Here is a 23,832-nt window from a genome sequence, read left to right as displayed (position 1 = left end):
CCGCCGTGAAGTTCGTGGACGACGACGTGGAACTGCCGCTTCCCGGGCCCGAGTTCATCGCGCGGATCCGGGCTCTGACCGCTGCCGGCTCCCTGCACCCCAGTGTCTCGCCACCGCCGGCCCCTGACCCGGATCCCCTCCCCACGCGCCATCGCGACGGTTCCGCCATCAGCTCCGCCCATCGGCACTCCGCGCACCGGCGCATCGTCCTGGACCTGAGGTTCTGCGTGCCGTCGTGAGGGAGGGCCTGCTCCCCGCCGAGGCAGGGAGCAGGCCCCTTCCGCTTCTCCCTCCCCCTTCGCCGCCGACCACATGACCACCCCCGTCAGTCCCGATCAGGGTCCAGCCTCCGGTTGTTCCCGGAACTGCCGATGTCCAGGTCGAGGAACGAGGCGAGCGGCGTGCCGCTGTTCCAGAAGCCGAGCAGGTTGACGTCGATGAGGCACAGGTCCTGCCGGGCGGCGAACGCGCGGGCCGGCCCGGTGAAGACGCAGGACGCGACGAAGACGGGGACGTCGGCGCCGTGTTCGGCGCGGGCCGTGCCGTTGAACGTCTGGATGTCCCGGCTGCCGACGGCACGGTGCTTGGCGTAGCGCTTGCACTGGATGACGAGGCGGCGGCCGTCGGGCAGGCGGCCGGTCACGTCGGCGCCTAGGTCACCGGCGCCGCCCACGCGCCGGACGTCGGTGCAGCCGTCGCGGCGGCACAGTTCGGCGACGTACTCCTCGAATGCGCGGTCGCCCATCGCCCACACCGCCTCCAGCGACCGTCGCGCCTGTCGCCTCGCGTCCTCGGCGAGCCGGGCCTTCTCCGCGCGGGCCTCGCGCCGCCCGGCCCGCACCAGGGCCGTGGCGAGGACCACGGCCACGACGCCGACCAATGCCACCACCAGCACTGTTCCCATGTGCACACCCCCACCGGTTCGGCTCTCGTCGATGGTCCCGCCGAAGGCGGGCCGGTGCCAGACGTCATGAGGACGGGCCAGTGCCAGTGGTCACTGACGGCCGGGAACGCCCACACGCCCGGTGGCTCAGGCGCAGGCACGGGCTCACGAGGCCTGCGCGCCCTCGCCGAACATCGCGAGCACGTTCGCGAGCTTGTCGCTGTCGGAGAGCGCGTCCAGGAACTCCATGCCCTCGGCCGCGGCTTCGCCGCTGCGGGGGAACATGGCCTGCTCGTACTCGGTGAGAGCCGCCTCGACGTCATCGAGGTGCGCCGCGATCGCCTTGCCGAGATCGGCGCCGTCGAGCATGGCCAGGTTGGCGCCTTCGCCGTTCGGGACCGCGAGGTGGGCGGCGTCGCCGATCAGGGTCACGCCCGGCACCCGCTCCCACTCGTGCCCGACCGGCAGGGCGTAGTGGGAGCGGAGGACCGGCGGGGTGTCGCCGTCGGTGATCAGCGCGGTGAGCTCCGGCGCCCAGCCCTCGAACTCCTCCGCGATCCGCGCGGCGGCCGCGGCGGAGTCGGTGAAGTCGATGGCGTCGAACCACTCCTGCGGCCTGGTCAGCCCGATGTAGCCGTGGAGGGTGTCGCCCCTTTCCCGGTGAGCGAAGATCTCCTGGCCCCGCGAGGGCGCGAGGAGCGATCCGCCGCCGACGGCCTTCGCGGTCGCCGGGTGCCGGGTGTCCGCGTCGAACAGATACGTCTCGACGACCGCCGTGCCGCTGTACTCGGGAATGACGGCGGTCAGCAGGGGCCGGACCCGCGACCACGCGCCGTCCGCACCGACCAGCAGGTCCGTGACGACGGTCCGGCCGTCGGCGAAGGTCACCTCGTGACGGCCCCCGCCGAGGGAACGCGTGGTGCTGACCTTGTGGTCCCATCGGACGGTGCCGGCCGGGAGCGAGTCGAGCAGCATCTGCCGCAGATCGGCTCGCTGCACCTCGGGGCGCCCGCCCGTGCCGTCGTCGGCCTTGTCGAGCAGGACGGTGCCCTTCCGGTCGAGGATCCGCAGCGCCTCGCGGCCCTCCAGGACGAGCGCACGGAACTCGTCCTTCAGGCCCGCCGCGTCGACGGCGAGCTGCCCGTTGTAGTCGTGTATATCGAGCATCCCGCCCTGCGAGCGCGCCATCGGCGAGGCCTCCGCCTCGTAGACCGTGGCCGGGATGCCGTGGACGTGCAGGACGCGAGCCAGGGTCAGCCCTCCGAGCCCGGCGCCGATGATCGTGACGTGAGTATCAGTGGCAGTGCTCATGGTGATTCCTTACGTTGCGCGTGCCTGCCGGATGGGACACCCGGCGGGATCACCACGAATCTGTCGGACGCCGCCGACAGGGCACCGATAGCGGGACTACGGCCTCCGATAGGCCTCCGACAGGGCCGGTACCGGTACCTGGCGGGCACGGGCCGGTTCAGTGGGCGGTGAACGACGGGCCGCGGCCGCGGGCCCCGGGCCGCAAGCGGCGGAAGGGAGCGCTCTCGGTATTTGGCCGGGATCAGGCCAGGTGAACTGGCCCCACAACGCACGAGTCCCACCCCGCGAGAACGGGGTGGGACTCGTATGTGGAGCGCCGGGCAGGCCTTGCACCTGCATTTCCCCGCAGGAAGCGGGGCGTCTTTCCTTGGACCACCAACGCGTGCTCGGCCGCCGGAATTTCGGCGAGAAGCTCAAGATCACTGTACCGCACGACGGACCCACCGCACGAACCAAGCGACACGGCCGCCACCTTGAGCCGAACTGCACATGCGCGTCCAGCTCCGGAACACGCGCGAGGCAGTGCTCTGGAAGCTCGACGGGCTCGGCGAGTACGACGCCCGCCGTCCCCTGACCTCGACGGGCACCAACCTGCTCGGGCTGGTCAAGCACCTGTCGATCTGGGAGTCCCGGTACCTCGGCGAGGTCTTCGACCGGCCGTTCCCCGAAGCCCTGTCCCGATGGGACGACGACAGCACTCGCGGCACCGGCCTGTGGGCGACCGAGCGCGAAACGCGCGAGGAGATCGTAGGCCTCTACCGTCGCGTCTCGACCACCACCCCATCCACGTAGACCAGCACTGCGCCCCGCGTGCCGCCAGGGCGCGATCGCCAGGGGCGGGCCCCTCGCGGAGTCCGACACCAAGCCATCGACGCCGTCACCCCCGAGACCCCTGAGGGCGACGCGCAGCGGTATGCGCAGGGGGCTGTTGAGGTCTGGCGTGAAATCGGCCTTGACCGTGGCTCGCCAAAGTCTATGGTCCAGACTAATCGGCCGGAAGTCGTGGGCTTCCGGCCGGGCCGTCCTGTTCCACCGCCCACGAAACCCCGCCCCCACGAGAGCACTTCACGTCGCACACCCCCATGAAGCAACGCCGTGAAGGAGTACGCATGGACAAGAAGCGGAAGATAGCCGCAGCGATCGGCGCCGGTCTGGCTCCGGTCCTCGCCCTGACACTGCCGACGGGCTCGGCCAGCGCGCACGGCTACGTGAACGCTCCGGCCAGCCGACAGGCGCAGTGCGCCGCGGGCACGGTCGCGTGCGGCGAGATCAAGTACGAGCCACAGAGCGTGGAGGGCCCCAAGGGCCTGCGCAGCTGCAGCGGCGGCAATTCGAGGTTCGCCGAGCTCGACAACGACAGCAAGGGCTGGAAGGTCAGCGACGTCAGCAGGACGCAGACCTTCACCTGGACGTTCACCGCACGGCACCGGACGGCGAACTACGAGTACTTCGTCGACGGCACGAAGGTCGCCACCATCGACGGCAACAACCAGCAGCCGCCGGCCACCGTCTCGCACCAGGTCAATCTCGGCAGCGCCACCGGCCGCCACAAGGTTCTCGCGGTCTGGAACATCGGCGACACGGCCAATGCCTTCTATGCCTGCATCGACGTCAACATCCGCTGAATCGAATCAGTGAGCTATGGATCCGCACCCCAAGCTCCCTTCCGCGAGGAGGGGCAGGAGTTGACGAGTACTCCTGCCCCTCCTCGCCCGTCCCCCGTCACCCGTCACCCGTCACCCGTCACCCGTCACCCGTCACCCACACACGTAACCCCACCCCCTCCCCTGCGGAGTGAAGCCCCGCAGGCCGCCCACAGCACAAGCGTCCCAAAAGTGCATTGACACCCCACCGGCTTCGGCGGAGGGTACGGCTCGAACGGCTTGTCATGTTCTTGTCCACACCCTTCAGGCAAGAGGTGAGCCTTGTTCCTCCGCCGCACCCCGGCCCGCACCCGGACCCGCACCCGCACCCGCACCCGCACCCGCCAACTGGCCCTCACCGCCGCGCTCCTCGGCCTTCTGGCCGGCGCGTTCACCGCCGCGCCCGCCCGGGCGAAGCCGCAGGACCCGGACCGGCCGCCGCTCGTCCGGCCGATCGACCCGCAACGCTGGCAGAACCCCGACGACATGACGTGGGCGGACTACCGCTCCATCCCCGGCACCGACTGGGCCGACCCCGGCCTCGAACCCACCAAGCGCACCTTCAAGGGCGCCCTGGTGCTCCTCGACTATCCCGACGAGGAGTTCACGGTCAGCAAGCCCGCCGGGTCGACCCTCTTCGGCAATCCGCAGCCCATCGCCTCGGACATTCCGCGCGCGCAACTGCCCACTTTCTACCGGGACTTCCTCAACAAGCCAGGCCCGCTCAACCGTGGCCACACCATCAACGAGTACTGGATGGAGGACTCCGGCGGCCGCATCGGCGTCGACCTGACCTCCTTCGGCGTCTACCGCATGCCGTTCAAGTCGTTCCAGTACGGTATCGAGCCCGGCATGAACCCCGACTCCTGCCCGAGCGGCATCACCTGCGGCAAGGACATCCGGGCCGACGGCAAGGCCGCCTGGACGGCGGACGTGGGCAGCGGTGAGACCGGGAAGTACGACTTCGTCTTCTTCCTCACCGCCGGACAGGACGAGTCCTCCGTCTGGCAGGAGTTCGGCCAGATGAAGTTCCCGGGCACGCAGGGCGTGCCCACCGCGTGGGGGCCGCCCGCCGCCACCCCCTTCGGCGGCAACGCCGCCCGCACCCGGTACGTGCCGTGGACCTCCTGGGCGGCCGCCGCCCGCATCTGGCCCAACGCCTCGAACGGCTCGTCCACCCAGGCCGAGAGCTCCGGCATGGCCGTGTACGCCCATGAGCTGAGCCACATCCTGGGGATCGCCGACAACTACAACAACCCGTACGGCACCCCGCTGCGCCGCGCCTACACCGGCATCTGGAGCATGCTCTCGCGCGGCTCGTTCAACGGGCCCGGCGGTCCGCACACGCGCTGGCAGATACCCGCGACCAACGGTGCCTCGATGGGCGCGCAGCACGTACTGCGCGACAAGCTCAAGCTCGGGATCGTCGACGAGAAGAACGTGCTGCGGCTGGACCGCGGCGCCCTCAAGGACTCCGGGACGGTCGTCGCCCGGGTCACCGCGCGCTCCGCGCCTCCCGGCGACAAGGGGATCAGCGGCGTGAACATCGCCATGAGCCGCGACCTGTCACCGGCCTGCGACACGGCGTCCGATCCGCTGTGCGACGGCGGCGGTTACGACAACTACACCGTCGAGGTCGTCGACCGCATGGGCATGGACTCCTTCACCCCGGACAACGGCGTACTGCTCTCCAAGACCAAGAACCAGGACCGCGCCCCGTTCGCCTGGGTGATCGACGCGCACCCCGAGGACATCGACATGGTGGACTTCAAGCGCTCCGACGGCACGCTCCAGAAGATCACCATGGGCGACTACCGTCAGCTCAGCGACGCCCTGTTGCACGCCGGAGCCGATTCCGGCAGCGAGTACGAGTACGTCGACGAGGCCAACCGGCTGCACTTCTACGTCCTCGACCTCCAGCGCAGCCGCTCAGGACTCCTCTCGTACACCATCGCCGTGAAGTCGCTGGACGGAGCCGGACCGCAGCGCCGGGGCGTCGACCTCGACCGCGGCAAGGCCAAGGGCGAGGCCATGCGCCGGGCCTCGTGCACCTTCGACCTCACCAACACCGGGCGCGCCGAGCCGACCCATCCGGGCCACCCCGAGGAACTGGACCGCTATCTGACCTCCGACGTCTACCGGCTGTCGGCCAAGTCCTTCGGAGACGGCTGGTCCGCCTGGCTCCCCAACCGGCTCGCCACCGCCAAGGCCGGGCATTCGGTGGCGGTCGACGTCGCCGTGCGCGCGAAGCCGGGTGCCGACCGGCACAACAGGGTCGTACTCACGGCCCGCTCGGAGAGCGATCCGAGCAAGACCGCGACGGCGGTCTGCTCGCTCAAGCGCTCCGGGAAGCACCTGTAACCGGACTCCGCCGGCCGGCCGGCCCGCCCGCGTTGCGGATCAGCCGCTGGAGCACCTTCACCGTGGTCACGTAGTCCGCGTCGTCGATGCCTTCATGGAGGGCGGCGCGGATCGCGGGAGCGTTGCGCGCGAGGTCGACGCGGGCCTGCTCGCCCCGCTCGGTGAGCCACAGCCGGCCGTCGGCGTCCCGCGTCAGCCAGCCGCGCTCCACGAGCACGGCGGCCTCCGCCGCCAGGTCGTCCTCGGGCCGGATGTAGGCGGCCATGGCCTCCTGCAACTCAGGCACGCTCATCCCCTCGCCGTCCGGCGAGATGTCGTTCTTCGACAGGTTCCGCAGCAGCCAGTACTGGGGCTGGGTGTGGCCCTTCTCGGCCTGCTTGGCCCTGGTGTACGCGATGAGGGCCTCGTAGGCGAGACCGGTCAAGTATGCGGCGGGCTGACCCGCGAGTGCGGTGTCACTGTCGCTGTCGCTGTTTGATTCGGTGTCGATGTCGGTGTCGGTGTCGCCTTTGCCGGACAGCTGCTGTCGGGTCGTCATGGCTCGTCCCCTCCCGATGGTTCGGTGGTGCGGAACCTGCACGCCGTGCAGGTCATGAGAGGACGGTAGGACCTCAAGTGCGCTTGAGGGCAAGCGCCGTTCAGGGGCTCGGTGATGCCTGGGGCGCGGTGAGGGCCGCCGCGACGAGCGGGCCCAAGCGCTCGGGCAGGCCGTGCGGCGGCGTGCGCTGGAGGTAGAGGAAGGAGAAGACCGGGCCGGTCACCAGGGCGTGGACGGTGGAGGGGTCCGGGCGTGACGGCGGGGGCGGCAGCTCACCGCGTCCCACCGCCCGGTCGAGCAGCGCCTCGATGTCGGCGAGTTCGCGCGTCACGAACCGTTCCCGGAAACGGGCCCCCAGAGCGCTGTCCGGCCCCAGGTCGGCCAGGAGGCCGAGCACCGCGGCAGAGGCGGCCGGACCGGTCAGATGGTCCACGATCTCCTGGACGAGCGCGGTGAGGTCCCCGGCGAGGCTTCCGGTGTCGGGCCTGACCGGCAGTTCCGATTCATGGATCGCCGCGGCGAAGACCATCTCCTGCTTGGTGGCGTAGCGCCGGTAGATCGCGGCCTTGCCGATGCCGGCCTGCTCGGCCACCGCGTCCATCGTCAGCCTGGCGTACCCGTCCCTGGCGAGGAGCTCGCGCGTGGCGTCGAGGATCGCCGCGTCCACGCGTGCGTCCCGTGGTCGTCCCGTGGTTGCCATGGCCTTCATATTACGGTACCCCTAGTTCCGGAACTCATAGTCTCGTAAAGCTGTATGGGGGTCTTCGATGGGGAACACAGCGGTACGCAGGGGGAACACGGGGAGTGCTCGGAGCGCGGATTCGGGGAACCCGGGTACGAACACAGCGGTACGCGCGGGGCGCATCCTGGTCGCCCTGGGCGCCCTCCATCTCCTCGTCCTCGGCGCGCAGAACGCGGGGCACTTCGGCGCCTGGTTCAGCGGTGACCTGTGGGGGCTGCCGCGCGAGGAGTTCGTGGAACCGAGCGGCGCGGGCGGCGCGTTCTGGATCTCGCTGGGCAGCTTCGCGGTACCGCTCCTGCTGCTCGGTCTGCTCGTCGCGCACCTCGGCCGGCTGGGGGTGCGGGTGCCGTCGTCCGTGGGGTGGGGCCTTGCCGTGTGGAGCGCCGTGGGCGCCGTGGTGATCGAGCCGACGCCGATGCTGCTGGTCCTGATCCCCGCCGTACTGCTCATCCGGCAGAAGGCACCGGGCACGAACGGCGACGCGTAGGACGGACCGCACGCCAACCAGAACTCCAGGCCCGGGGCCTCGGGGACCGCCGCCGCGACGACGGCATCGCGGCGGTGTTCACCTCCGGCTTCGTGGCCGGCGATGAGTTTCCCCGCCCGCCTCCGTCTTACCTTGCGCATACCAAAGGAACGGAGGCATGGGATGAGCAGGACCACCCACATCACGCAGGTGGCCACGGTCGCGATGCGCGTCACCGACCAGCAGAAGGCGATCGCGTTCTACGTCGATGAGCTCGGCTTCGAAGTACGCCGGGACGTACCTTTCGGCGACGGGCGCTGGATCGAGGTGGCGCCGCCCGGGGCGACGACGACTGTCGCGCTCGTTCTCGAAGGGATCCCGGCCGGCATCCGTCTGACGACGCGGGACGCCGACGCCGACCACGCGGACCTGCGCGCACGCGGTGTCGACGCGGATGCGGAGGTCCTGCGGATGGGGCCCGCAGTGCCGCCCATGTTCACCGTGCGTGACCCGGACGGCAACAACCTCATCCTCGTCGAAGGCTCCTGAGTCGAAGGCTCCTGAAAGGGCGGTATCCGTGATGGACGAGCAGTTCACCGCAACTCTGCGGAAGAGCCCGAACAAGGGCGGCTGGACCTACGTCGTATGGCCCGAGTCGGCCGAGTTCTTCGGCACCCGCGGCCTGGTGAAGGTCCGGGGCACGATCGACGGTCATCCGTTCCAAAGTTCGTTCATGGCCCTGGGGGACGGGACGCACAAGCTGCCGGTGAAGGCGGAGGTGCGCAAGGCGATCGGCAAGGAGGAAGGGGACACCGTGACCGTCCGTCTGCAGGAACGAGTCACCACCTGACGTCAGGTGGTCGACACGGCGAACGTTCCCCGATGCGGCACTAGAAAGGGCCAGAGGGCGTGTACCGCGCGTGCTTGGCGAGGATCTCGCGCAGCCACGGGCTGCGAGCCGCGGGCAGTCGGACCAAGGTCCGCCGGAACGTTTCCAGGTCGGACCGGAACAGGAAGCCGGGGCGCGGCGGGGGCGGGTCGTCGCGCAGGATGCCGTCGGGCATGGCGCCCGACGCGGGAACCGGCAGGTGGGGCTGGGGAAAGGCGAGCCACAGCCACACTCCCCAGGGAAGCGGCACCGCGTATGCCGACGCCGTCGGGCCCGCGGCGGTCCAGGGCTGTCCCGTCCGCGGATGGACCGGCACGAGGAGGACGTCGGCACCGGACCGGGGCGCGGGTCGTCCCGGTCCGGCCAGGGCGGCGTGCCGCTGCGGTGGCCCGGCGGGGAGCAGGATGTCGAGGGCTCGTTGGAACACGTCCGTGGTCAGACCGCCCGGGACCTTCACCGGCTGCCCTTCGGAGGCGACCAGCAAGTGGGCGAGCGCCCGGCCGGCCGCGGCCTCCCACTGAGGGCTCCATGACCAGTAGTGCCCCGACCCGAGCCGTCCTCCCCATGTGGCGATCGGCTCGAACGGGGGCGTGCGCTTCCCCTGCTCCGCCAGTTCCTCCCAGGAGAGGGGTGCGAGGTCGGCACCGTCGACGCGGAGGCGCCGGACGGTGTGCGGGGCGAACCACACTGCCTGCCAGAGCGAGCAGTCGTCGATCCTGGTGGCCACCGGCGCTCCACACGCCTCACAGGCCAGGTTGGGGCCGTCCCTGCCGTCGAGACCGCAGCAGGAGCCGCCGCACTTCCCGGGAATCGGCCGGGTGCCACGGGCGTCTCCGGGTGCGATCACGATCGCGCCGGGCGTGCCGTAGGACAGGGCGTGGACCGGCGCGTGGATACCGCGTGCCTCCGCCTCCTCCGGATCGATCTCGTCCCACCGCCGCCAGGGCGGCCCCCAGGGGTCCGGGTCCACTGCGAAGGTCCCGGACTCCATGAGCACCGGCAACTGGATCCCGTTCCCGTAGGTCTGATGGGCGTGGGCCGGGAGGCAGACCTGGGACAGCGGGGTGGTCAGTTCGGCTCCACACCCCGCACAGACGAAAACGAACAAAGGCCCTCCGGAACGCAAAGAGACCCATCGTCGCAGCTCGCCGACGGTCGGCCAACGTGTTTTCGGCGGGGGTCACAAGGTCGAGCCGGAGTGTCAGTGGTGCTCCGTACCGTAGATCCGAGACCAACGAAAGGGCCGCCCGTGAGTGTGCGCTTGTACCGGAGCCAGTTGGAGCGGAAGAGGAAGGCACGCGTCGACGCCGAGAAGAAGGCGGGCGCGCTGCGGACCAAGGAATCCGACAGACGTTCCGATGCCGCGAAGGCCCGGGTGGCCGCCGGGAAGTCGAAGAACGCGAGCACGGTCAAGAGCAAGCAGACTGCCGCCGCCCGCTACGAGGGCCAGGCCAACGCCGCGGCCCGGGACGCCAGTTCGCTGGAGAGCAAGGCCGCCCGGTTCGGCAAGGAGGTCGCCGAGCTGGAGCGGAAGCTGGCCAGAGCGGAGGCGGCCGAGCGGGACGCGGCCGAGAAGGTGCGCCTGCGCAGGCAGCGGGATGCCGAACGCCGTGCTGCCGCCCAGCAGGCACAGTTCGAGGACCGTCTGTCGGTCGCAGAGGACCAGGTGGGCGTCGCACTGAGGCAACTGCCCGCGCCCCGGCCCGAGAAGCTGCGCGTGCTGCTGCTCGGAGCCGCGTCCGACGGCGGTCTCCGGGTCGGCCGGGAGCAGGAACGGATTCGTGCCGCGGTGCGGAGCGCGACGCACCGGGACCTCGTGGACCTCGACGTACACCCCGCCGCGACGACGGGTGTGCTCCTGGACGGGCTCACCCGGTTCCGGCCGCACGTGGTGCACTTCTCCGGTCACAGCACGAACGAGTTGATCACGTTCGAGCGGGACATCGACGACCACCACGAGGGCGCCATCGTGTCCGCCGGAGCGTTCGCCCGGGCCATCGCCGCACTGGACGAGAAGCCGCTGCTCGTTCTGCTGAACTCCTGTCACTCCGCCGCACAGATCGAGAACTTGGTGGACACCGTGCCGTTCGCCATCGGCATGTCCGGCTCGGTCCTCGATGGTGATGCGATCGCGTACGCCGCGCGGTTCTACGCCGTCGTCACGGAGGGGAACTCGATCCGGTCCGCACATCTCGTCAGCCGGAGCGAGATGGAGTTCAACGGCCTTCGCGACCACGAGCTGCCGAAGCTGACGCATGCCGCCGACGTCGATCCGGCGGCGACACGGCTCGTCACGCCGCCCGAGTAAGGCCGTTGACGGGCACCGTCCGCCCCCTGCGCGGCCGCGCCAGCAGGCATTGGGGCGCCGGCCGTGACAGGGGTGGGGCGGAGCGCGACGAGGGCCCGGGACCGCGTCAGCCCCTGCCTCGCAGATGCGTCCGTGCCCATTCCTCGAAGCTGGTGAGGGGGATGCCGAGGTCCCTCGCGTACTGCGGACGGGCCGGCTGGCCGGCCACGTTCAGCCACTCGTGAGAGGCCGCGTACGCCGGCATTCCGGCGGCCAGGGCCTCCTCCTCGGTCATGTCCGGTGCGGAAAGCCTCGTGCCCAGTGCGCGGGAGAGGACCTCCGCGATCCCGGTCATCGACAGGTAGTCGCTCGCCAGCTCCAGTTCGACGCCGTCGAACCGCTCCGGCTCGGCGAAGGCCGCGGCGGCCGCCCTGCCGATGTCGTCCACCGCCACCAGGGACATCCGGGTCTCCGGGTTCAGGACGCTCACCAGTCCGCCCTCGACACCGCGCGGGAACAGGAACGCCGTCGACGGGAGGAAGTTCTCCATGAAGGTGCCCGGCTTGAGGAGCGTCCAGTGCGGGAAGCCCGCCGCGCGGAGCCGGTCCTGGATCGCGCTCTTGGCGGTCATCGTGGGTTCCATCGAGGCCCAGCGGCCTTCGGCCCAGCCGGGAGTCTCGGTGTGCCGGCCCGCGCCGGAGACGGACGTGTGCACGAACTGCGGTACTCCGGCGGCCTTTGCTCCCTCGATGAGATTGACGCCCTGGGTCACCTCCCCTTCGAAATCGAAGCCGTCGGCGGTCATGGCGGGCATCTGCACGGAGAAGACGGCGCGGGCGCCCTTGGCCGCCCGGATGACGGAGTCGCGGTCGTGAAGATCGCCGGTGACCAGTTCGGCGCCGAGCGCCTTGACGGCCTGGGCTCGCTCGGTGGCCGGGTCGCGCACCAGGGCGCGGACGGGCACACCTGCCGTGCGCAGGGCACGAGCGGTGGCACCACCTTGCTTTCCCGTGGCGCCGGTGACCAGGACGGGCGCGGAGTCTGCGGGCATGACGCTCCTCGGGTAGGCGACCAATAAACGGCGGGGTCCGCCGTTTCTGCTCCGGTACGATATGGCGGGGCCCGCCACTTGACAAGCTCCGCTCAGCACACCGCCCCGCTCAGCACGCTCCACCCAGCGATCCCGGAGAGGACGCCATGCAGGACCGACAGCGCGCCGACGCCCGGCGCAACTACGCACGCATCCTTTCCGTGGCCGAGGAGGAGGTCGCCGCCCAGGGCGCCGCCGCCTCGCTGGAACAGATCGCCCGCACCGCGGGCGTCGGCTCGGCGACCGTGCGCCGCCACTTCCCCACCCGCTACGCCCTGTTGGAGGCGGTCTCCCGGAAGCGGATCGAGGCCCTGTGCGCCCGCGCCCACGACCTGACAGGCAAGGACGACAGCCGGGCCGCGCTCCTGGAGTGGCTGGGTGACGTCGTCGCCTACTGCGTGCAGGCCCGAGGGCTGGCGGCCGCGCTCACCTTCGACGGCGCGGGGGCCGATCCGGTGCACGAGAACGCGTGCTCGGCGGCTTTGGAGGAGGCGGCGGGCCCGCTGCTGCGCCGTGCCGAGCAGGACGGCGCGGTGGCGGCGGACGTCACTGCCACGGACCTGATCACCCTGGCCGTCGGCATCGCCCTGGCCACCGAACATCACCCGGAGTCCGCCGCCCGAGCGGACCGGCTGTTCCGGCTGACCGTGGCGGGCCTGAGCCCGCGGAACTGAACCGCCGCCCACTGCCGAGCGTGGCGTGGTTCGACGGGCTTCGGGACGAGCCCGGCGCGATCACCGGCGCGATCATGGGTACGTTCCATCCGTTCGCCCGCACGGTCATCTCGCTCAGCGGACGGTGCGCCGGTAGCAGATGAAGGCGCCGGCGGCACCGTCCTGGTGGCCCTTCGCCGGGTTCCGGCGTATTTTGCCTGGCACGTTCGTCGCGTACTGCGCACCAGAGCCCCACCGCTCGAAACCAGTCACCGTCAACGAACAAGGCAGGACGGCCATGTCCGTGCAGATGCTCTCGCCCGCCGAGACCGCCGTGCTCCTGATCGACCATCAGGACGGCACCATGAACTGGGTCGGGTCGGGCGACCGTGAAGTGGTGAAGGCCAACGCCCTCGCGCTCGCCAAGGCGGCCAAGGCCCTCGGCATGCCTCTCGTCCTGACCTCGTCCATGGAGGACCAGGCGCAGGGCCCGCTGGCCGTGGAGTTCGAGCGGATCGCCCCCAAGGAGTTCGCCGCGCGCATACGACGGTCCGGCGTCGTGAACGCCATGGACGACCCCGCCTTCGCCGAGGCGGTCGCCGCGACCGGACGGCACCACCTGCTCGTCGCCGGCGTCACCAACGACGTGTGCACCGTCTACCCCACGCTCACCGCGCTGGAGCGGGGCCACACGGTGTACGTCGTCGCCGACGCCGGCGGATCCACCAACCGGACCGCCGACGACGCGGCCCTGCGCCAGATGGAGCGGGCCGGCGCCGAGATCACCTCGACGAACATGGTCCTCACCGGCCTGGCACGGGACTGGTCGTCACCGGCCGGGCGGGCCCTGAGCCCGATCGTCGGCGAGCTCATCTCTTCGTGAGGCCCCGCCCCGCAGTCTCACCCTCACGTCGAGCCTGAGACTTCACTCGATGCGCCCACGAGAGACGGTACAGAGGTCCTGCGGAGACGCGGCAAGCATTCGTTCCGCTCAGTGCCCGTCGCCGTCCAGGATCTCCGCCACCAGCCGACGCGCGTACGGGGCGTCGAGTCCGGTCGGGCGGAAGAGGATGCGGTACATGATCGGGGCGACCACGGCGTCCATGACCGCCTCCCTCTCCGGCGCCCGCTCACCCCGCTCGGCGGCCCGGGCGAGGATGACGGCGACCTGGTCGGCGGCGTAGGTGGAGCACTGGCCGGCGTTGCTGCCGTCCGGGTCCCCCAGCAGCGCGTCACGGATGTACTCCCGGCCGGCGGGCGAGCCCATCTCGTCGAGGAACTGTTCCGACCAGGCGGCCATGTCCGCGGCCAGGGAGCCGTGATCGTCCGGCGGCGTCTCGGGGCGCAGGTGCTCCACCGCGACGTCGGAGAGGAGTTCTTGCAGGTCTCCCCACCGCCGGTAGATCGTCGACGGCGTGACCCCTGCACGCGCGGCGACCAGGGGCACGGTGAGCGATTCCCGGCCGTTCTCGGCCAGCAGCTCGCGCACGGCTCCGTGCACCGACTCCTGGACCCGCGCGCTGCGGCCACCTGGGCGCGCCATCGGTTTGCGACTCATTCCACCACCTTAAAGCGAACCATTTGCGTCAAGCAGTGTCAGGGGAGGCCTGAGTGGGTGACGGATGAAGTCCGAGAAGGTGGCGAGGGGGGTCCGAGACGGTGGCCGAAAGGAGCCCCCATCGTGCGTCACGACGTCGGCGCGGGGGTCCGGGCGGGCTGCGACTGCTCGTAGGCATGGCCGACGCGCAGCAGGACGGACTCCTCGAAGGGGCGGCCGAGCAGCTGCATGCCGATCGGCATGCCGTCCCCGTCCCGGCCCACCGGTAGCGACAGGGCGGGGACCCCGGTGACGTTGGCGGGGGCCGACAGACGTACGTAGGCCTCGGGGACGCTCTCGACGGTGCCGTCGGACCAGGCGACGGTCTCCTGCTTGGCCGGTACCGCCGTCATGGGGACCGTCGGCGCGGCGATCACGTCGACCTCCTTGAAGAGGCCGGACCACGCCTGCCGCATGAGGTTCCGGGCGCGTTGGGCGCGTACGTAGTCCCCTGCCGTCACCAGTTCACCGGCCTCCAGGAGGACGCGGACCTCCGCGCCGTAGAGGTCGGGCACGGTCCGCAGGTCTCGCTCGTGGTACGCGGTGGCCTCCGGCACCATCAGTCCCCAGTGGACGGGCTGGACGTAACGGGCCATGGGGATGTCGATGTCCACGAGCCGGGCACCGAGGTCGGCCAGCCGGGCGATGGCGGTGCGGACCGAGGTCTCGACGTCCGGGTCGACGTGGTCGAAGTAGTAGGTGCGCGGCACCCCGACCCGCAGTCCCGTCAGATCGCTGCCGCCGCCCGGCCGGTAGCGCCGGACGTGGTCGGCGGGGACGGGGACCGATGCCGGGTCCCGTGGGTCGTGACCGGCCAGTTCGGCAAGGACGAGCGCGGCGTCCTCGACGGTCCGGGTCAGGGGGCCGACGTGGTCCAGCGACCAGGCGAGCGCGGTCACGCCGTGCCGGGGCACGAGGCCGTAGGTGGGCTTGAGGCCCACGACGCCGTTGAGCGAGGCGGGCACGCGGATCGATCCGCCGGTGTCGGTACCCAGCGCGAAGGTGGCCGCGCCGGCCGCCACGGCCACCGCGGAGCCCCCGCTGGAACCGCCCGCGACGCGTCCCTGGTCCCAGGCGTTGCGCGTCTGCGGGGTCGTCAGACCGTAGGCGAACTCGTGGGTGTGGGTCTTGCCGAGCAGGACGGCGCCCGCCGCAGCGAGCCGGGCGGCCACGGTGCTGTCGGAGGCGGCGCGGTGTCCGGTGCGCACCTCCGAGCCGGCCAGCGTCGGCTCGCCCGCGACGTCGATGAGGTCCTTCAGCCCCATGGGGATGCCGTGCAGCGGGCCGCGGTGGCGCCCTTCGGCCAGCTCGCGTTCGGCGTCGAGGGCCGCGCGGCGCGCCTGTTCCGCCCGCACGGTCACGTACGCGACCAGGTGGGGTGCGGTTCGTGTGGCGCGGCCCAGGACCGCGTCGACGAGTTCGACCGGGGAGACGCGGCGTTCCCGTATGGCCTCGGAGGCCTGGGTGAGCGTGAGGTCAGCGAGTTCCATCGGTGGTCGCCTTTCGTACGTTCTCGCCCGACGTGGCCTCGGGGATGACGGCGGACAAGCCGTCGGACAGGACGCCGGGATCGCCGTCGGACCGGACGCCGGATGCGCCGTCGGGCATCGCGTCGGGCCACGCGATGTGCTCCGCCGCGCGGTAGGCGACGGCCGGCGGTGTGTCGCCGAAGTCCAGCTCCCTCAGGGTGGATACGACGGAGTGGATGTGGTCGGCGATGGCGGCCACGCCCGCGTGGCGGGCGTCGGCGAGCGGCAGACCCGCCCGGGCGGCCAGACGGGCCGCTTCCTCGGGCGTGAGGTCGGCAGTGGACATGGGGTCGGTTCCCTTCTTTGTCGGCGCGGGGCACGACGGTTCCCGGGTGAGGCTCGGGGGCAGGGAGCACGGCACCTTGGTCGACGAGCACGCAAAAGCTAAGCGTTTGCGTTAAGTGACGCTACGGCCTACTGTCCACTAAAGCAAACCCATTGCTTTTATGGGTGGGGACGGGTGTCGCGCCCCCCGTGGATGTACAGACCCGTTCGACTTCCCCACCGCGTCCCGCCCGACGGAATTCCGCCCGACAGACGAGGAACCATGACCGAGCACTCCGCCACCTGGACCGTCGGCGACATCACCGTCCACCGCATCGACGAAACCCCGCTCCCCGCGGAGACAGGCCCCTGGCTGCTGCCCGACGCCACGGCGGACGTGGTGGCCCAAGAGCCCTGGCTGCGCCCCGACTTCGCCGACCGGGACGGAACGCTGCGCCTGCACAGCCACAGCTTCGCCTTCGAGATCGACGGGACGCGGATCCTCGTCGACACCGGCATCGGCAACGGCAAGACACGGGCGAACCCGGCCTGGGACCGTCTCGCCACGCCCTACCCTGCCCACCTCGAAGCCGCCGGTTTCGCCCCGGACTCCGTCGACCTCGTCCTGCTCACGCACCTCCACACCGACCACGTCGGCTGGAACACGCACGAGGTGGACGGCGCCTGGGTGCCGACCTTCCGCGACGCCCGCTACCTCACCTCGCGCACCGAGCGGGACTTCTGGGCCGGTCAGGACATGGATCCGGCCCGTCGGCAGATGTTCGACGACTCCGTGGTCCCGGTCGAGCGGGCCGGGCTCCTGGACGCCCTCGACGTCCCCGCCGAAGGCCGGGAGATCGCCCCGGGCCTGCGCCTGCTGCCCACGCCCGGCCACACCCCCGGCCATCTCGCCGTCGAGCTGACCAGCCGGGGGCAGTCGGCACTGATCACCGGCGACTGCGTCCACCACCCCGTCCAGTTCGCCCACCCGGCCATCGGCTCGTGCGTGGACATCGATCCCGCGCAGTCCGCGGCCACCCGGCGCCGGCTGCTGGCCTCGCTCGCCGACACCGGCACCCTCGTCCTGGGCACACACTTCCCGCCACCCACCGCGGGCCGAGTGGTCTCGCACGCGGGCGGGCACCGGATGGTGCCCGTCGACGCGGCGTGACGTCACGTCACGTCAGGAGCGTACGAGGCCCCGGAGCGTCGTCTGCCAGCTCTCGCACCACAGCACGCCCTGCACCACGCCCACCGCCCGCGTCCGGCAGGCGTCGTCGGTGATCTCCGGCAGCGCCTCCCCGATGCCGGGCAGCAGGTCCCGTGCGACGTCGGTCTCCGGGCCGTACCCCAGGTACTGGCTCCTGCGTTGCGCCGGGGCCACCGCGTACATCTGCGCGTGGCGGTGCCGGGTGGGCGCGTCCGTCGACTCCAGCAGATCCCGCGCGTGGTCGACGGTCACCTGCCGCAGCCCGCACCCGGCCGTCCGGTCGCCGTCGTGCCCGAGCTCCAGGCAGCGGGCGCGCAGCGATTCCGCCAGCAGGGCGGCCGGGTCGACGTCCAGTGCCTGCTCGACGTACGCGTGGAAGGGCTTCGTCGCGCCCGCGACGACGAACGGCTCCACATGGAGCAGCAGGTCCTGGAGGGCGAACAGGCCTTCCGCGCCGCCCTCCCCGGCGCGCCGGGCGCGCTCGTCGAGGATGTCGGTCATCAGTTCCCGGAGCGGTCCCGGCGCGGCCACCGCCTTGGTGACCTTGGGGAACGGCGTCAGGCGGTGCCGCGTGACGGTGTATCCCAGCTTTCCTCGTACGGCGTCGGTCAGTTCGGGACGGACACGATCGCGGAACGCGGGGTCGGCGAGGACCGGCTCGACTCCGCTCACGCCTCGCCGCTGTATCCACTGCAGGGCGAAGACGCGCTCGTCGTCCGCCAGGTCACCGAGCGGCATGCCCACGCTCTTCATCAGGGCGAGCAGGGCGAGGTCGACGCCGACTCGCCAGAAGTCGCCGCCGAGCGTGTCGCTGCTCAGCCCGAGCAGGGGCTCACGGATCTCTCCCGCCTCGCGCAGGCGTGCCGCAACCGATGCCACCAGCGGCTCCAGGCCCACGACCGGCTGCCGCAGCCCGGCGTACCGCTTGAAGAACAGCGTCAGCCAGGCGTTCGCACTCCGCGCCGCAGCGGCGGGGTCCGGTTCCGCTCCGCCGATGAACCGGTCGAGGACGCCCACGCGTGCCGTCAGCGCGAGCCACGCCTCGGCGGCCCTGGTCCTCGCCGCGGCCGAGGATCCCGTGGGTTCCGGCAGATGGATCCTCAGGTGGGCGGCCGTGTCCGGGTGCTCCGCCAGGTCCCGCACCAGCGGCGCCTCCCATGCCTCCCACAGGGGCACGGGCGCCTTCTCCAACCCTCCGTTGCGCAGCAGCAGATGGAAGATCTCGGTGTGGGTGTCGTCGGCGGCCAGCGGGCCTTCGCTGCCCTCGGCCAGTTCCACGGCGAAGGACGCGGGGATCTCCCGACGCCGGAAGTGGGTGACCCCGTCCCGCACGGTGGAGGTGGGGATTCCGCTCTCCCTGCGGCACCAGTCGAGGACGAGCCGACGATACGTCTCGTACGCCTCGCTCTCCGACGAGCGCGCGGCGAGGCCGTCCCGGTACTGCCTGAGCAGCTTGTCGTCGACGACGCCGAGCACGCGGAACTCCCACACGAGGTCCCGCAGCGCGTCCTCGTCGATGCCGCCCAGACGCGCCTCGGCGGCCCGCGCCTCGGCGTAGAGCGGCCCGGCCATCGCGACGCTGCCCGCCGCGGCCACGATCCGCGCGCCCTCGTCCAGGGCGTACGGCAGGAGCTCGGGGTGCGGTGCCGTCAGTTTCTTCAGGCTCGTCAGAAGCTGAGTGGCGGCCCGGCCCGGCTTCGCGCCCGCCGTCTTCTCGCAGCCGCGGAGGGGTGTGAGCAGGCCCATCGCCTGCCGTGCGAGGCCCGGGTGCACCCGGCAGACCCGGGACAGGAAGTCCAGTGGCGCGGCCGGCGCCCTGCCGACCGGCTCGGCCCCGCCCTCCTGCGGCGCCAGGCCGAGCGCCCGCGCCACCGCGTCCTGTGCCTCGACCGCCCGCGCCACGACGAGCCGTACGAAACAGTCGCCGTCCTCAAGGAACGGTGATCCATAGCGGCGCGCGGTCAGCGATTCCTCGTCCGGGCCGGCCGGAACGCCCGCCAACACCGCACCCGCCGCGAAGAGTTCGGACGCGTCCGCGGGCTGTCGCGGGTTCGGGGGTTCGGCCCGGGGTGCGTCCGCCTCGGCGTAGCGCGCGCACTCCACCAGGAAGGACTGGTACGCGGAGGAGGAGTCGGCCGGCACGGGTCCGGTGCAGCGCTCCTCGGCCGATTCCCGCGCGTCGAAGACGGTCGCCATGGCCCTGATGCCCTCGGACCACACCGCCCGGGGCACCGCGTCGTAGGTCCCTCTCCCCTTGCGTCCCCGGGCGTCGGTGAACCAGACGTCGTGGAGACGCACCGGCGCGGCGGGGCCCTGGTACCGCAGATCGGCCACCATTCCATACGTACGGCCCCGATGGCCGAAGGAGAATCCCGCGCGCTCGCCGCCGATGCGGCCGCAGAAACCCGTCACCAAGCGCTCGAAGTGAGCGCCCGATGCGTACGTGGCGCCCTGGAAGGCCGTGATGCCCTCCCGGATCTTCCGCTCTTCCGGCTCCGGTGAGCAGTCCGGCCGTACGTAGACCGCGCGGTGCAGCTGCTCGATCCTCTGCTCACCGCCGAACCGGTCGAGAAGCTCGCGCCAGCGCTCCAGCAGGCCGGTGCCGCGCGGGTCGAGGAGCACCGGGTGCGGGATCACGACGACGGCGTCGGCCAGCTCCCGCTCGCCGTCGAGCCCCGTCACCACCAGCGCGCCGCCCGGGTGCGGCGCAACACCCGTGAGGATCCCGGCGCGTCGCAGGTCCGGCTCGCCCGCGCCGTCCGCCGGCCCGTCGCACGGCGCGATCACCGCGTACCGCAGGGCACGCTGCCAGTACGGGTCGGGCCAGACGTGCCGGATCAGCGCTGCCGGTACCGGCAGCGATTGCGTCATCCAGCGCTCGACGCTCGTCAGCGCCTGGTCGGCGTGGGCACCGATCCACTCCGCAAGGGCGGTCAGCTCCCGTACGAGGGGATCGTCCTTGAGCGCGGGCGGCAGCTTCTTCAGCTCGCGGCCCGCCGCGGTGCGGCAGCGCAGCAGCGGCTTCGGCTCGGCCCAGGGATCGAGTGTCACCTCATGATCCCCGGCAGCCCTCCAAGCAGTGGTCGAACTCATCGCGTGTACCCCCGTGGTGCGGTGCCGCCCGCTCTTCCCCGAGCGGGCGATGACAACCTATCCAGGGGAGTTCGGCGCCCGCCTCGGGGCGGGCGAGGAGACCTGGCGTTCGTGGGGCACCTGGGACCGGGCGCGGCGGTGCGTCACCTGCCGATGGAACCGTCGACCTGCTCACGGAGGATGTCGGCGTGCCCCGCGTGGCGGGCCGTCTCTGCCAGAATCGCGGTATGGCCGAGCACACCACGGATCACGGTTACCTCCTGGACAACCGGCAGTCGGAGGCGGGGATCCGGTTCGGCGCCCTCAGCGAGTTGTTCGACCCGGTGACGTTCCGGCATGTCGACCGGCTCGGGCTCACCACCGGCATGCGGTGCTGGGAGGTCGGTGCCGGAGGGCCGTCCGTGCCGCTCGGGCTCGCCGAACGGGTCGGGCCCACGGGCACGGTCGTCGCCACCGACATCGACGTCTCCTGGACCCGGGACATCGCCACGGACGGGATCGAGGTGCTGCGCCACGACGTGGCGGCCGACCCGCCGCCGCCCGGGGGTTTCGACCTCGTCCACGCCCGGCTCGTCCTCGTCCACGTCACCGACCGGGCCGAGGCGCTGCGCCGCATGGTCCAGGCGCTGCGGCCCGGCGGCCGGCTGCTCCTGGAGGACGCCGACCCGGGGCTCCAGCCGCTGTTGTGCCCGGACGAGTCGGGTCCCGCGCAGCAGCTGGCGAACCGGCTGCGGGCCGGCTTCCGCAGTCTGATGGCGGGGCGCGGCGCGGACCTCTCGTACGGACGGACGCTGCCGCGGCTGCTGCGCGAGGCGGGACTCCAGGACGTGCGGGCCGACGCGTACTTCCCGATCACCTCGCCCGCCTGTGCCGTGCTGGAGGCCGCGACCGTACGGCAGATCCGCGACCGGCTGGTGGCAGCGGGGCTCGCCACCGACGAGGAGATCGACCGTCACCTGGCGAACATCGCGTCCGGGGACCTCGACCTGGCCACCGCGCCGATGATCTCCGCGTGGGGGCGCCGCGCCTAGGCCGGTCCGGGGCCCCACTCAGGCGGGGACGGGCTCGCGGTCGGCGCCGTCGAAGGGCGGGTAGTCCTCGCCGCCCCTGCGCTCGGCCGCGTCGATGTAGACGGTCAGCGCGTCGCGGGACTGCGCGAGCCGGTCCATCTGGTCCTGGAGGCGGTCCAGCCGTGACCGCATCGCGGCCAACAGCTCGGGACAGCCGGGCAGTTCCGGCACCTCGCCGACCGCGCAGGGCAGGACGTACGCGATGTCCTCGGAGGAGAGACCGGCACCGAGCAGGTGCCGGATCTGCTTGACCCGCAGGACGGCGCTCTCGTCGTACGCGCGATAGCCGTTCGCGCGGCGCTCCGCGTCGAGCAGGCCCTGGGCCTCGTAATAGCGCAACTGGTGGGCGTTCACGCCCGTCCGACGACTCAGTTCCCCGATCAGCATCGGTATCCCCCTTGACCTTCACACCGGCATGAACGTTGACGATCCTGCCATGGACCTCGAAACCCCTGTACCTGTCACTGTCATCGGACTCGGCCTCATGGGCCGGGCGCTCGCCGGCGCGTTCCTCAAGGCCGGCCACCCCACCACCGTGTGGAACCGCACGTCCGCCAAGGCCGACGGGCTGGTGGCCGAGGGCGCGCGGCTCGCCCCCACGGTCGGCGACGCGCTCACGGCCGGCCCGCTCACCGTCATCTGCGTCACCGACTACCCCGCGCTGTACGACCTGCTCGACGCGGCGGACGCCGCCGGGGAAGTCGGTCTCGACGGCGTCACGCTGGTCAATCTGACCTCGGGCGACTCGGCCCAGGCGCGGGAAGCCGCGCGGTGGGCCGAGCGGCGCGGCGCGCGCTATCTGGACGGCGCCGTCATGGCCGTCCCGCAGTCGATCGGCACCGCCGATGCGGTGATCCTCCACAGCGGCCCGCAGGCCGACTTCGAGGCGCACGAACCCGCGCTCGCGGCGCTCGGCACCGTCTCCTACCTCGGCCCGGACCATGGTCTCGCGTCCCTGTACGACGTCGCCGGTCTGGCCATGATGTGGAGCGTCCTGAACGCCTGGCTCCAGGGCACGGCCCTGCTGAGAACGGCCGGTGTCGACGCGGGGACGTACGCGCCGTTCGCACGGCAGATCGCCGCCGGGGTCGCCGAGTGGCTGCCCGGGTACGCCGAACAGATCGACAAGGGCTCCTTCCCGGCCGAGGTGTCGTCGCTGGAGACCGACGTGCGGTCGATGGAGCACCTGATCGAGGAGAGCGAGGCCTTGGGCGTCAACGCCGAACTGCCCAGACTCCTCAAGGCGATGGCCGACCGGGCGATCGCCGCCGGGCACGGCGGGGAGCAGTACCCGGTGCTGATCGAGGAGTTCGGCAAGCCGCACGAGGGGTGAGGGGCAGCGGCCCGGCCGACAGCGTCTCGGCGTCTGCTGTCGGCCGCGCCGCCCGGACCTACTTCAGGTGCCGGCCGAAGAAGCGGTCTCCGTCCTCCACCTCGAACCACGGGGTGCCGGTGTGCCCGCCCAGGTTGGCGTGCAGTGTCTTCTCCTTGGTGCCGAAGGCGTCGAACAGGTCAAGGGCGCGCTGCCGGGGGTTCCCTTCGTCGTCCCATTGCAGGAGGACCAGCAGCGGAATGGTGACCTGCCGGGCCTCCTCGCGCTGGGCCCGCGGCACGTAACCCCCGGCGAAGAAGCCGGCGGCCCCGATGCGCGGCTCGATCGCCGCGAGGCGGATGCCCAGGGCCATCCATCCCGAGTACCCGACCCGGCTGCCGATCCCGGGCAGCGTGAGGAGGGCGTCCAGGGTGGTCCGCCATTCCGGGGCCGCGTTGTCGACCAGCGGGCCGATGAGGGACTCGAAGATCTCGTCGACCGGCTCGCCCGCCCGCATCGCCCGGCGGAGGTCGGCGCGGATCTGCTCGTCGGCGGCGGAACGGGGGCGGTCGCCGCACCCGGCGGCGTCGATGGTGGCCACCGCGTAGCCGGAGGCCGCGGTGTGCCGGGCCCGGGCCACCAGCCGGGGTTCGCCCTTGGGCAGGCCGTTGTTGTGGGCCATCAGGATCAGCGGGACCGGTGTGGCCCCGGGGGACCCGGCGGATCCGGGCGTCCAGAGGGTGCCGGGGATCTCGCCGAGGGTGAATTCGCGTTCGAGTACGCCGTCGTCCAGGCGCTGCTCGGAAGTGACATGCATGGTCGTGCCTTTCGGGAGTGCTCGTGAGCGGCGCTCCCGGACGACCTGCCTATCGTCCGACCGTGACCCCGGAGGGG

The 23,832-nt window shown here is 71.5% G+C and carries 23 protein-coding genes and 3 pseudogenes; 13 read left to right on the top strand and 13 right to left on the bottom strand.

Features of this window, described 5'->3' with window-relative positions; all coding sequences use genetic code 11:
* Positions 1-239: pseudogene (locus AB0L89_RS40155) on the top strand (hypothetical protein); the annotation flags it as partial.
* A gap of 86 nt (positions 240-325) precedes the next feature.
* Here the strand turns inward: AB0L89_RS40155 and AB0L89_RS40150 are convergent.
* Together AB0L89_RS40150 and AB0L89_RS40145 are read right to left on the bottom strand one after the other, a co-directional pair.
* Positions 326-904: a restriction endonuclease gene (locus tag AB0L89_RS40150; RefSeq protein WP_365152775.1), complete on the bottom strand. Its 579-nt coding sequence runs from the start codon at positions 902-904 to the stop codon at positions 326-328.
* 144 nt (positions 905-1,048) lie between these two features.
* Positions 1,049-2,194 (bottom strand): NAD(P)/FAD-dependent oxidoreductase, encoded by a 1,146-nt coding sequence (locus tag AB0L89_RS40145; RefSeq protein WP_365152773.1) that lies wholly within the window; start codon positions 2,192-2,194, stop codon positions 1,049-1,051.
* 489 nt (positions 2,195-2,683) lie between these two features.
* On the opposite strand from AB0L89_RS40145, the gene AB0L89_RS40140 reads away from it, so the two are divergent.
* The 3 genes from AB0L89_RS40140 (at position 2,684) to AB0L89_RS40130 (ending at position 6,198) form a co-directional block, all read left to right on the top strand.
* On the top strand, positions 2,684-2,986 hold the full coding sequence (locus AB0L89_RS40140) for a DUF664 domain-containing protein (RefSeq protein ID WP_365152771.1): 303 nt from the start codon (positions 2,684-2,686) through the stop codon (positions 2,984-2,986).
* Between the two features lie 317 nt (positions 2,987-3,303).
* Positions 3,304-3,819 carry a lytic polysaccharide monooxygenase auxiliary activity family 9 protein gene (locus tag AB0L89_RS40135; protein ID WP_055701530.1) on the top strand — a complete coding sequence of 172 codons (516 nt, stop codon included), beginning with the start codon at positions 3,304-3,306 and terminating at the stop codon, positions 3,817-3,819.
* Positions 3,820-4,119: 300 nt separating this feature from the next.
* Complete coding sequence (locus tag AB0L89_RS40130) at positions 4,120-6,198, top strand: M6 family metalloprotease domain-containing protein (RefSeq protein ID WP_365152769.1); 2,079 nt, start codon at positions 4,120-4,122, stop codon at positions 6,196-6,198.
* Here the strand turns inward: AB0L89_RS40130 and AB0L89_RS40125 are convergent.
* Positions 6,173-6,736: a MarR family winged helix-turn-helix transcriptional regulator gene (locus AB0L89_RS40125; protein ID WP_365152767.1), complete on the bottom strand. Its 564-nt coding sequence runs from the start codon at positions 6,734-6,736 to the stop codon at positions 6,173-6,175. The two genes, AB0L89_RS40130 and AB0L89_RS40125, sit on opposite strands and share 26 nt — an antisense overlap.
* A 100-nt stretch (positions 6,737-6,836) precedes the next feature.
* Positions 6,837-7,436 (bottom strand): TetR/AcrR family transcriptional regulator, encoded by a 600-nt coding sequence (locus tag AB0L89_RS40120; RefSeq protein WP_365152765.1) that lies wholly within the window; start codon positions 7,434-7,436, stop codon positions 6,837-6,839.
* Positions 7,437-7,503: 67 nt separating this feature from the next.
* Here AB0L89_RS40120 and AB0L89_RS40115 point away from each other — a divergent pair, with 67 nt between their 5' ends.
* The 3 genes from AB0L89_RS40115 (at position 7,504) to AB0L89_RS40105 (ending at position 8,794) form a co-directional block, all read left to right on the top strand.
* On the top strand, positions 7,504-7,965 hold the full coding sequence (locus AB0L89_RS40115; protein WP_365152763.1) for a DUF6463 family protein: 462 nt from the start codon (positions 7,504-7,506) through the stop codon (positions 7,963-7,965).
* 162 nt (positions 7,966-8,127) lie between these two features.
* Positions 8,128-8,493: a VOC family protein gene (locus AB0L89_RS40110; RefSeq protein WP_365152761.1), complete on the top strand. Its 366-nt coding sequence runs from the start codon at positions 8,128-8,130 to the stop codon at positions 8,491-8,493.
* 31 nt (positions 8,494-8,524) lie between these two features.
* Positions 8,525-8,794, top strand: coding sequence for a DUF1905 domain-containing protein (locus AB0L89_RS40105; RefSeq protein WP_365152759.1), 270 nt, complete (start codon positions 8,525-8,527; stop codon positions 8,792-8,794).
* Between the two features lie 40 nt (positions 8,795-8,834).
* Here AB0L89_RS40105 and AB0L89_RS40100 read toward each other — a convergent pair whose 3' ends face one another.
* Positions 8,835-9,941, bottom strand: a complete 1,107-nt coding sequence (locus AB0L89_RS40100; RefSeq protein ID WP_365152757.1) for a hypothetical protein — start codon at positions 9,939-9,941, stop codon at positions 8,835-8,837.
* A gap of 141 nt (positions 9,942-10,082) precedes the next feature.
* Here AB0L89_RS40100 and AB0L89_RS40095 point away from each other — a divergent pair, with 141 nt between their 5' ends.
* Entirely contained in the window at positions 10,083-11,141 is a 1,059-nt protein-coding gene (locus AB0L89_RS40095) for a hypothetical protein (RefSeq protein WP_365152755.1), read from the top strand.
* 106 nt (positions 11,142-11,247) lie between these two features.
* On the opposite strand, the gene AB0L89_RS40090 is transcribed toward AB0L89_RS40095, so the two are convergent.
* Positions 11,248-12,171, bottom strand: a complete 924-nt coding sequence (locus AB0L89_RS40090) for an NmrA family NAD(P)-binding protein (protein ID WP_365152753.1) — start codon at positions 12,169-12,171, stop codon at positions 11,248-11,250.
* 146 nt (positions 12,172-12,317) lie between these two features.
* On the opposite strand from AB0L89_RS40090, the gene AB0L89_RS40085 reads away from it, so the two are divergent.
* Entirely contained in the window at positions 12,318-12,884 is a 567-nt protein-coding gene (locus AB0L89_RS40085; protein WP_365152751.1) for a helix-turn-helix domain-containing protein, read from the top strand.
* A 277-nt stretch (positions 12,885-13,161) separates the two neighbouring features.
* Entirely contained in the window at positions 13,162-13,746 is a 585-nt protein-coding gene (locus AB0L89_RS40080; RefSeq protein ID WP_365152749.1) for an isochorismatase family protein, read from the top strand.
* 108 nt (positions 13,747-13,854) lie between these two features.
* Here the strand turns inward: AB0L89_RS40080 and AB0L89_RS40075 are convergent, their stop codons facing one another.
* From AB0L89_RS40075 to AB0L89_RS40065, 3 genes and pseudogenes are all read right to left on the bottom strand, one after another.
* Complete coding sequence (locus AB0L89_RS40075; protein WP_365152747.1) at positions 13,855-14,421, bottom strand: TetR/AcrR family transcriptional regulator; 567 nt, start codon at positions 14,419-14,421, stop codon at positions 13,855-13,857.
* Between the two features lie 128 nt (positions 14,422-14,549).
* Entirely contained in the window at positions 14,550-15,950 is a 1,401-nt protein-coding gene (locus AB0L89_RS40070; protein WP_365152745.1) for an amidase, read from the bottom strand.
* Positions 15,951-16,089: 139 nt separating this feature from the next.
* A pseudogene (locus AB0L89_RS40065) lies at positions 16,090-16,275 on the bottom strand (hypothetical protein); the annotation flags it as partial.
* A 261-nt stretch (positions 16,276-16,536) separates the two neighbouring features.
* Between AB0L89_RS40065 and AB0L89_RS40060 the strand changes: the two are divergent.
* Positions 16,537-17,424 carry an MBL fold metallo-hydrolase gene (locus AB0L89_RS40060; protein WP_365152743.1) on the top strand — a complete coding sequence of 296 codons (888 nt, stop codon included), beginning with the start codon at positions 16,537-16,539 and terminating at the stop codon, positions 17,422-17,424.
* A gap of 12 nt (positions 17,425-17,436) precedes the next feature.
* Here AB0L89_RS40060 and AB0L89_RS40055 read toward each other — a convergent pair whose 3' ends face one another.
* Together AB0L89_RS40055 and AB0L89_RS40050 are read right to left on the bottom strand one after the other, a co-directional pair.
* A complete protein-coding gene (locus AB0L89_RS40055; RefSeq protein ID WP_365152741.1) occupies positions 17,437-20,514 on the bottom strand; it encodes a DUF4132 domain-containing protein in 3,078 nt (1,025 codons plus the stop codon).
* Between the two features lie 185 nt (positions 20,515-20,699).
* Positions 20,700-20,816 (bottom strand): annotated as a pseudogene (locus AB0L89_RS40050) (DUF664 domain-containing protein); the annotation flags it as partial.
* Between AB0L89_RS40050 and AB0L89_RS40045 the strand changes: the two are divergent.
* The gene (locus tag AB0L89_RS40045) at positions 20,784-21,587 is read left to right on the top strand and encodes a methyltransferase domain-containing protein (RefSeq protein WP_365152739.1); all 804 of its coding nucleotides are present in this window, start codon (positions 20,784-20,786) and stop codon (positions 21,585-21,587) included. The pseudogene AB0L89_RS40050 and the gene AB0L89_RS40045 sit on opposite strands and share 33 nt — an antisense overlap.
* Positions 21,588-21,605: 18 nt before the next feature.
* Here the strand turns inward: AB0L89_RS40045 and AB0L89_RS40040 are convergent, their stop codons facing one another.
* Positions 21,606-22,013: a MerR family transcriptional regulator gene (locus tag AB0L89_RS40040; RefSeq protein ID WP_365152737.1), complete on the bottom strand. Its 408-nt coding sequence runs from the start codon at positions 22,011-22,013 to the stop codon at positions 21,606-21,608.
* A 49-nt stretch (positions 22,014-22,062) separates the two neighbouring features.
* Here AB0L89_RS40040 and AB0L89_RS40035 point away from each other — a divergent pair, with 49 nt between their 5' ends.
* Positions 22,063-22,959, top strand: a complete 897-nt coding sequence (locus AB0L89_RS40035) for an NAD(P)-binding domain-containing protein (RefSeq protein ID WP_365152735.1) — start codon at positions 22,063-22,065, stop codon at positions 22,957-22,959.
* A gap of 58 nt (positions 22,960-23,017) precedes the next feature.
* Here the strand turns inward: AB0L89_RS40035 and AB0L89_RS40030 are convergent, their stop codons facing one another.
* Entirely contained in the window at positions 23,018-23,755 is a 738-nt protein-coding gene (locus tag AB0L89_RS40030; protein ID WP_365152733.1) for an alpha/beta hydrolase, read from the bottom strand.
* Between the last annotated feature and the right edge of the window lie 77 nt (positions 23,756-23,832).

The organism is Streptomyces sp. NPDC052114 (assembly GCF_040680155.1).
Taxonomy (GTDB): Bacteria; Actinomycetota; Actinomycetes; order Streptomycetales; family Streptomycetaceae; genus Streptomyces.
Note: the sequence above shows the minus strand (reverse complement) of the source record. Positions and strands in the feature narration are given on the sequence as shown.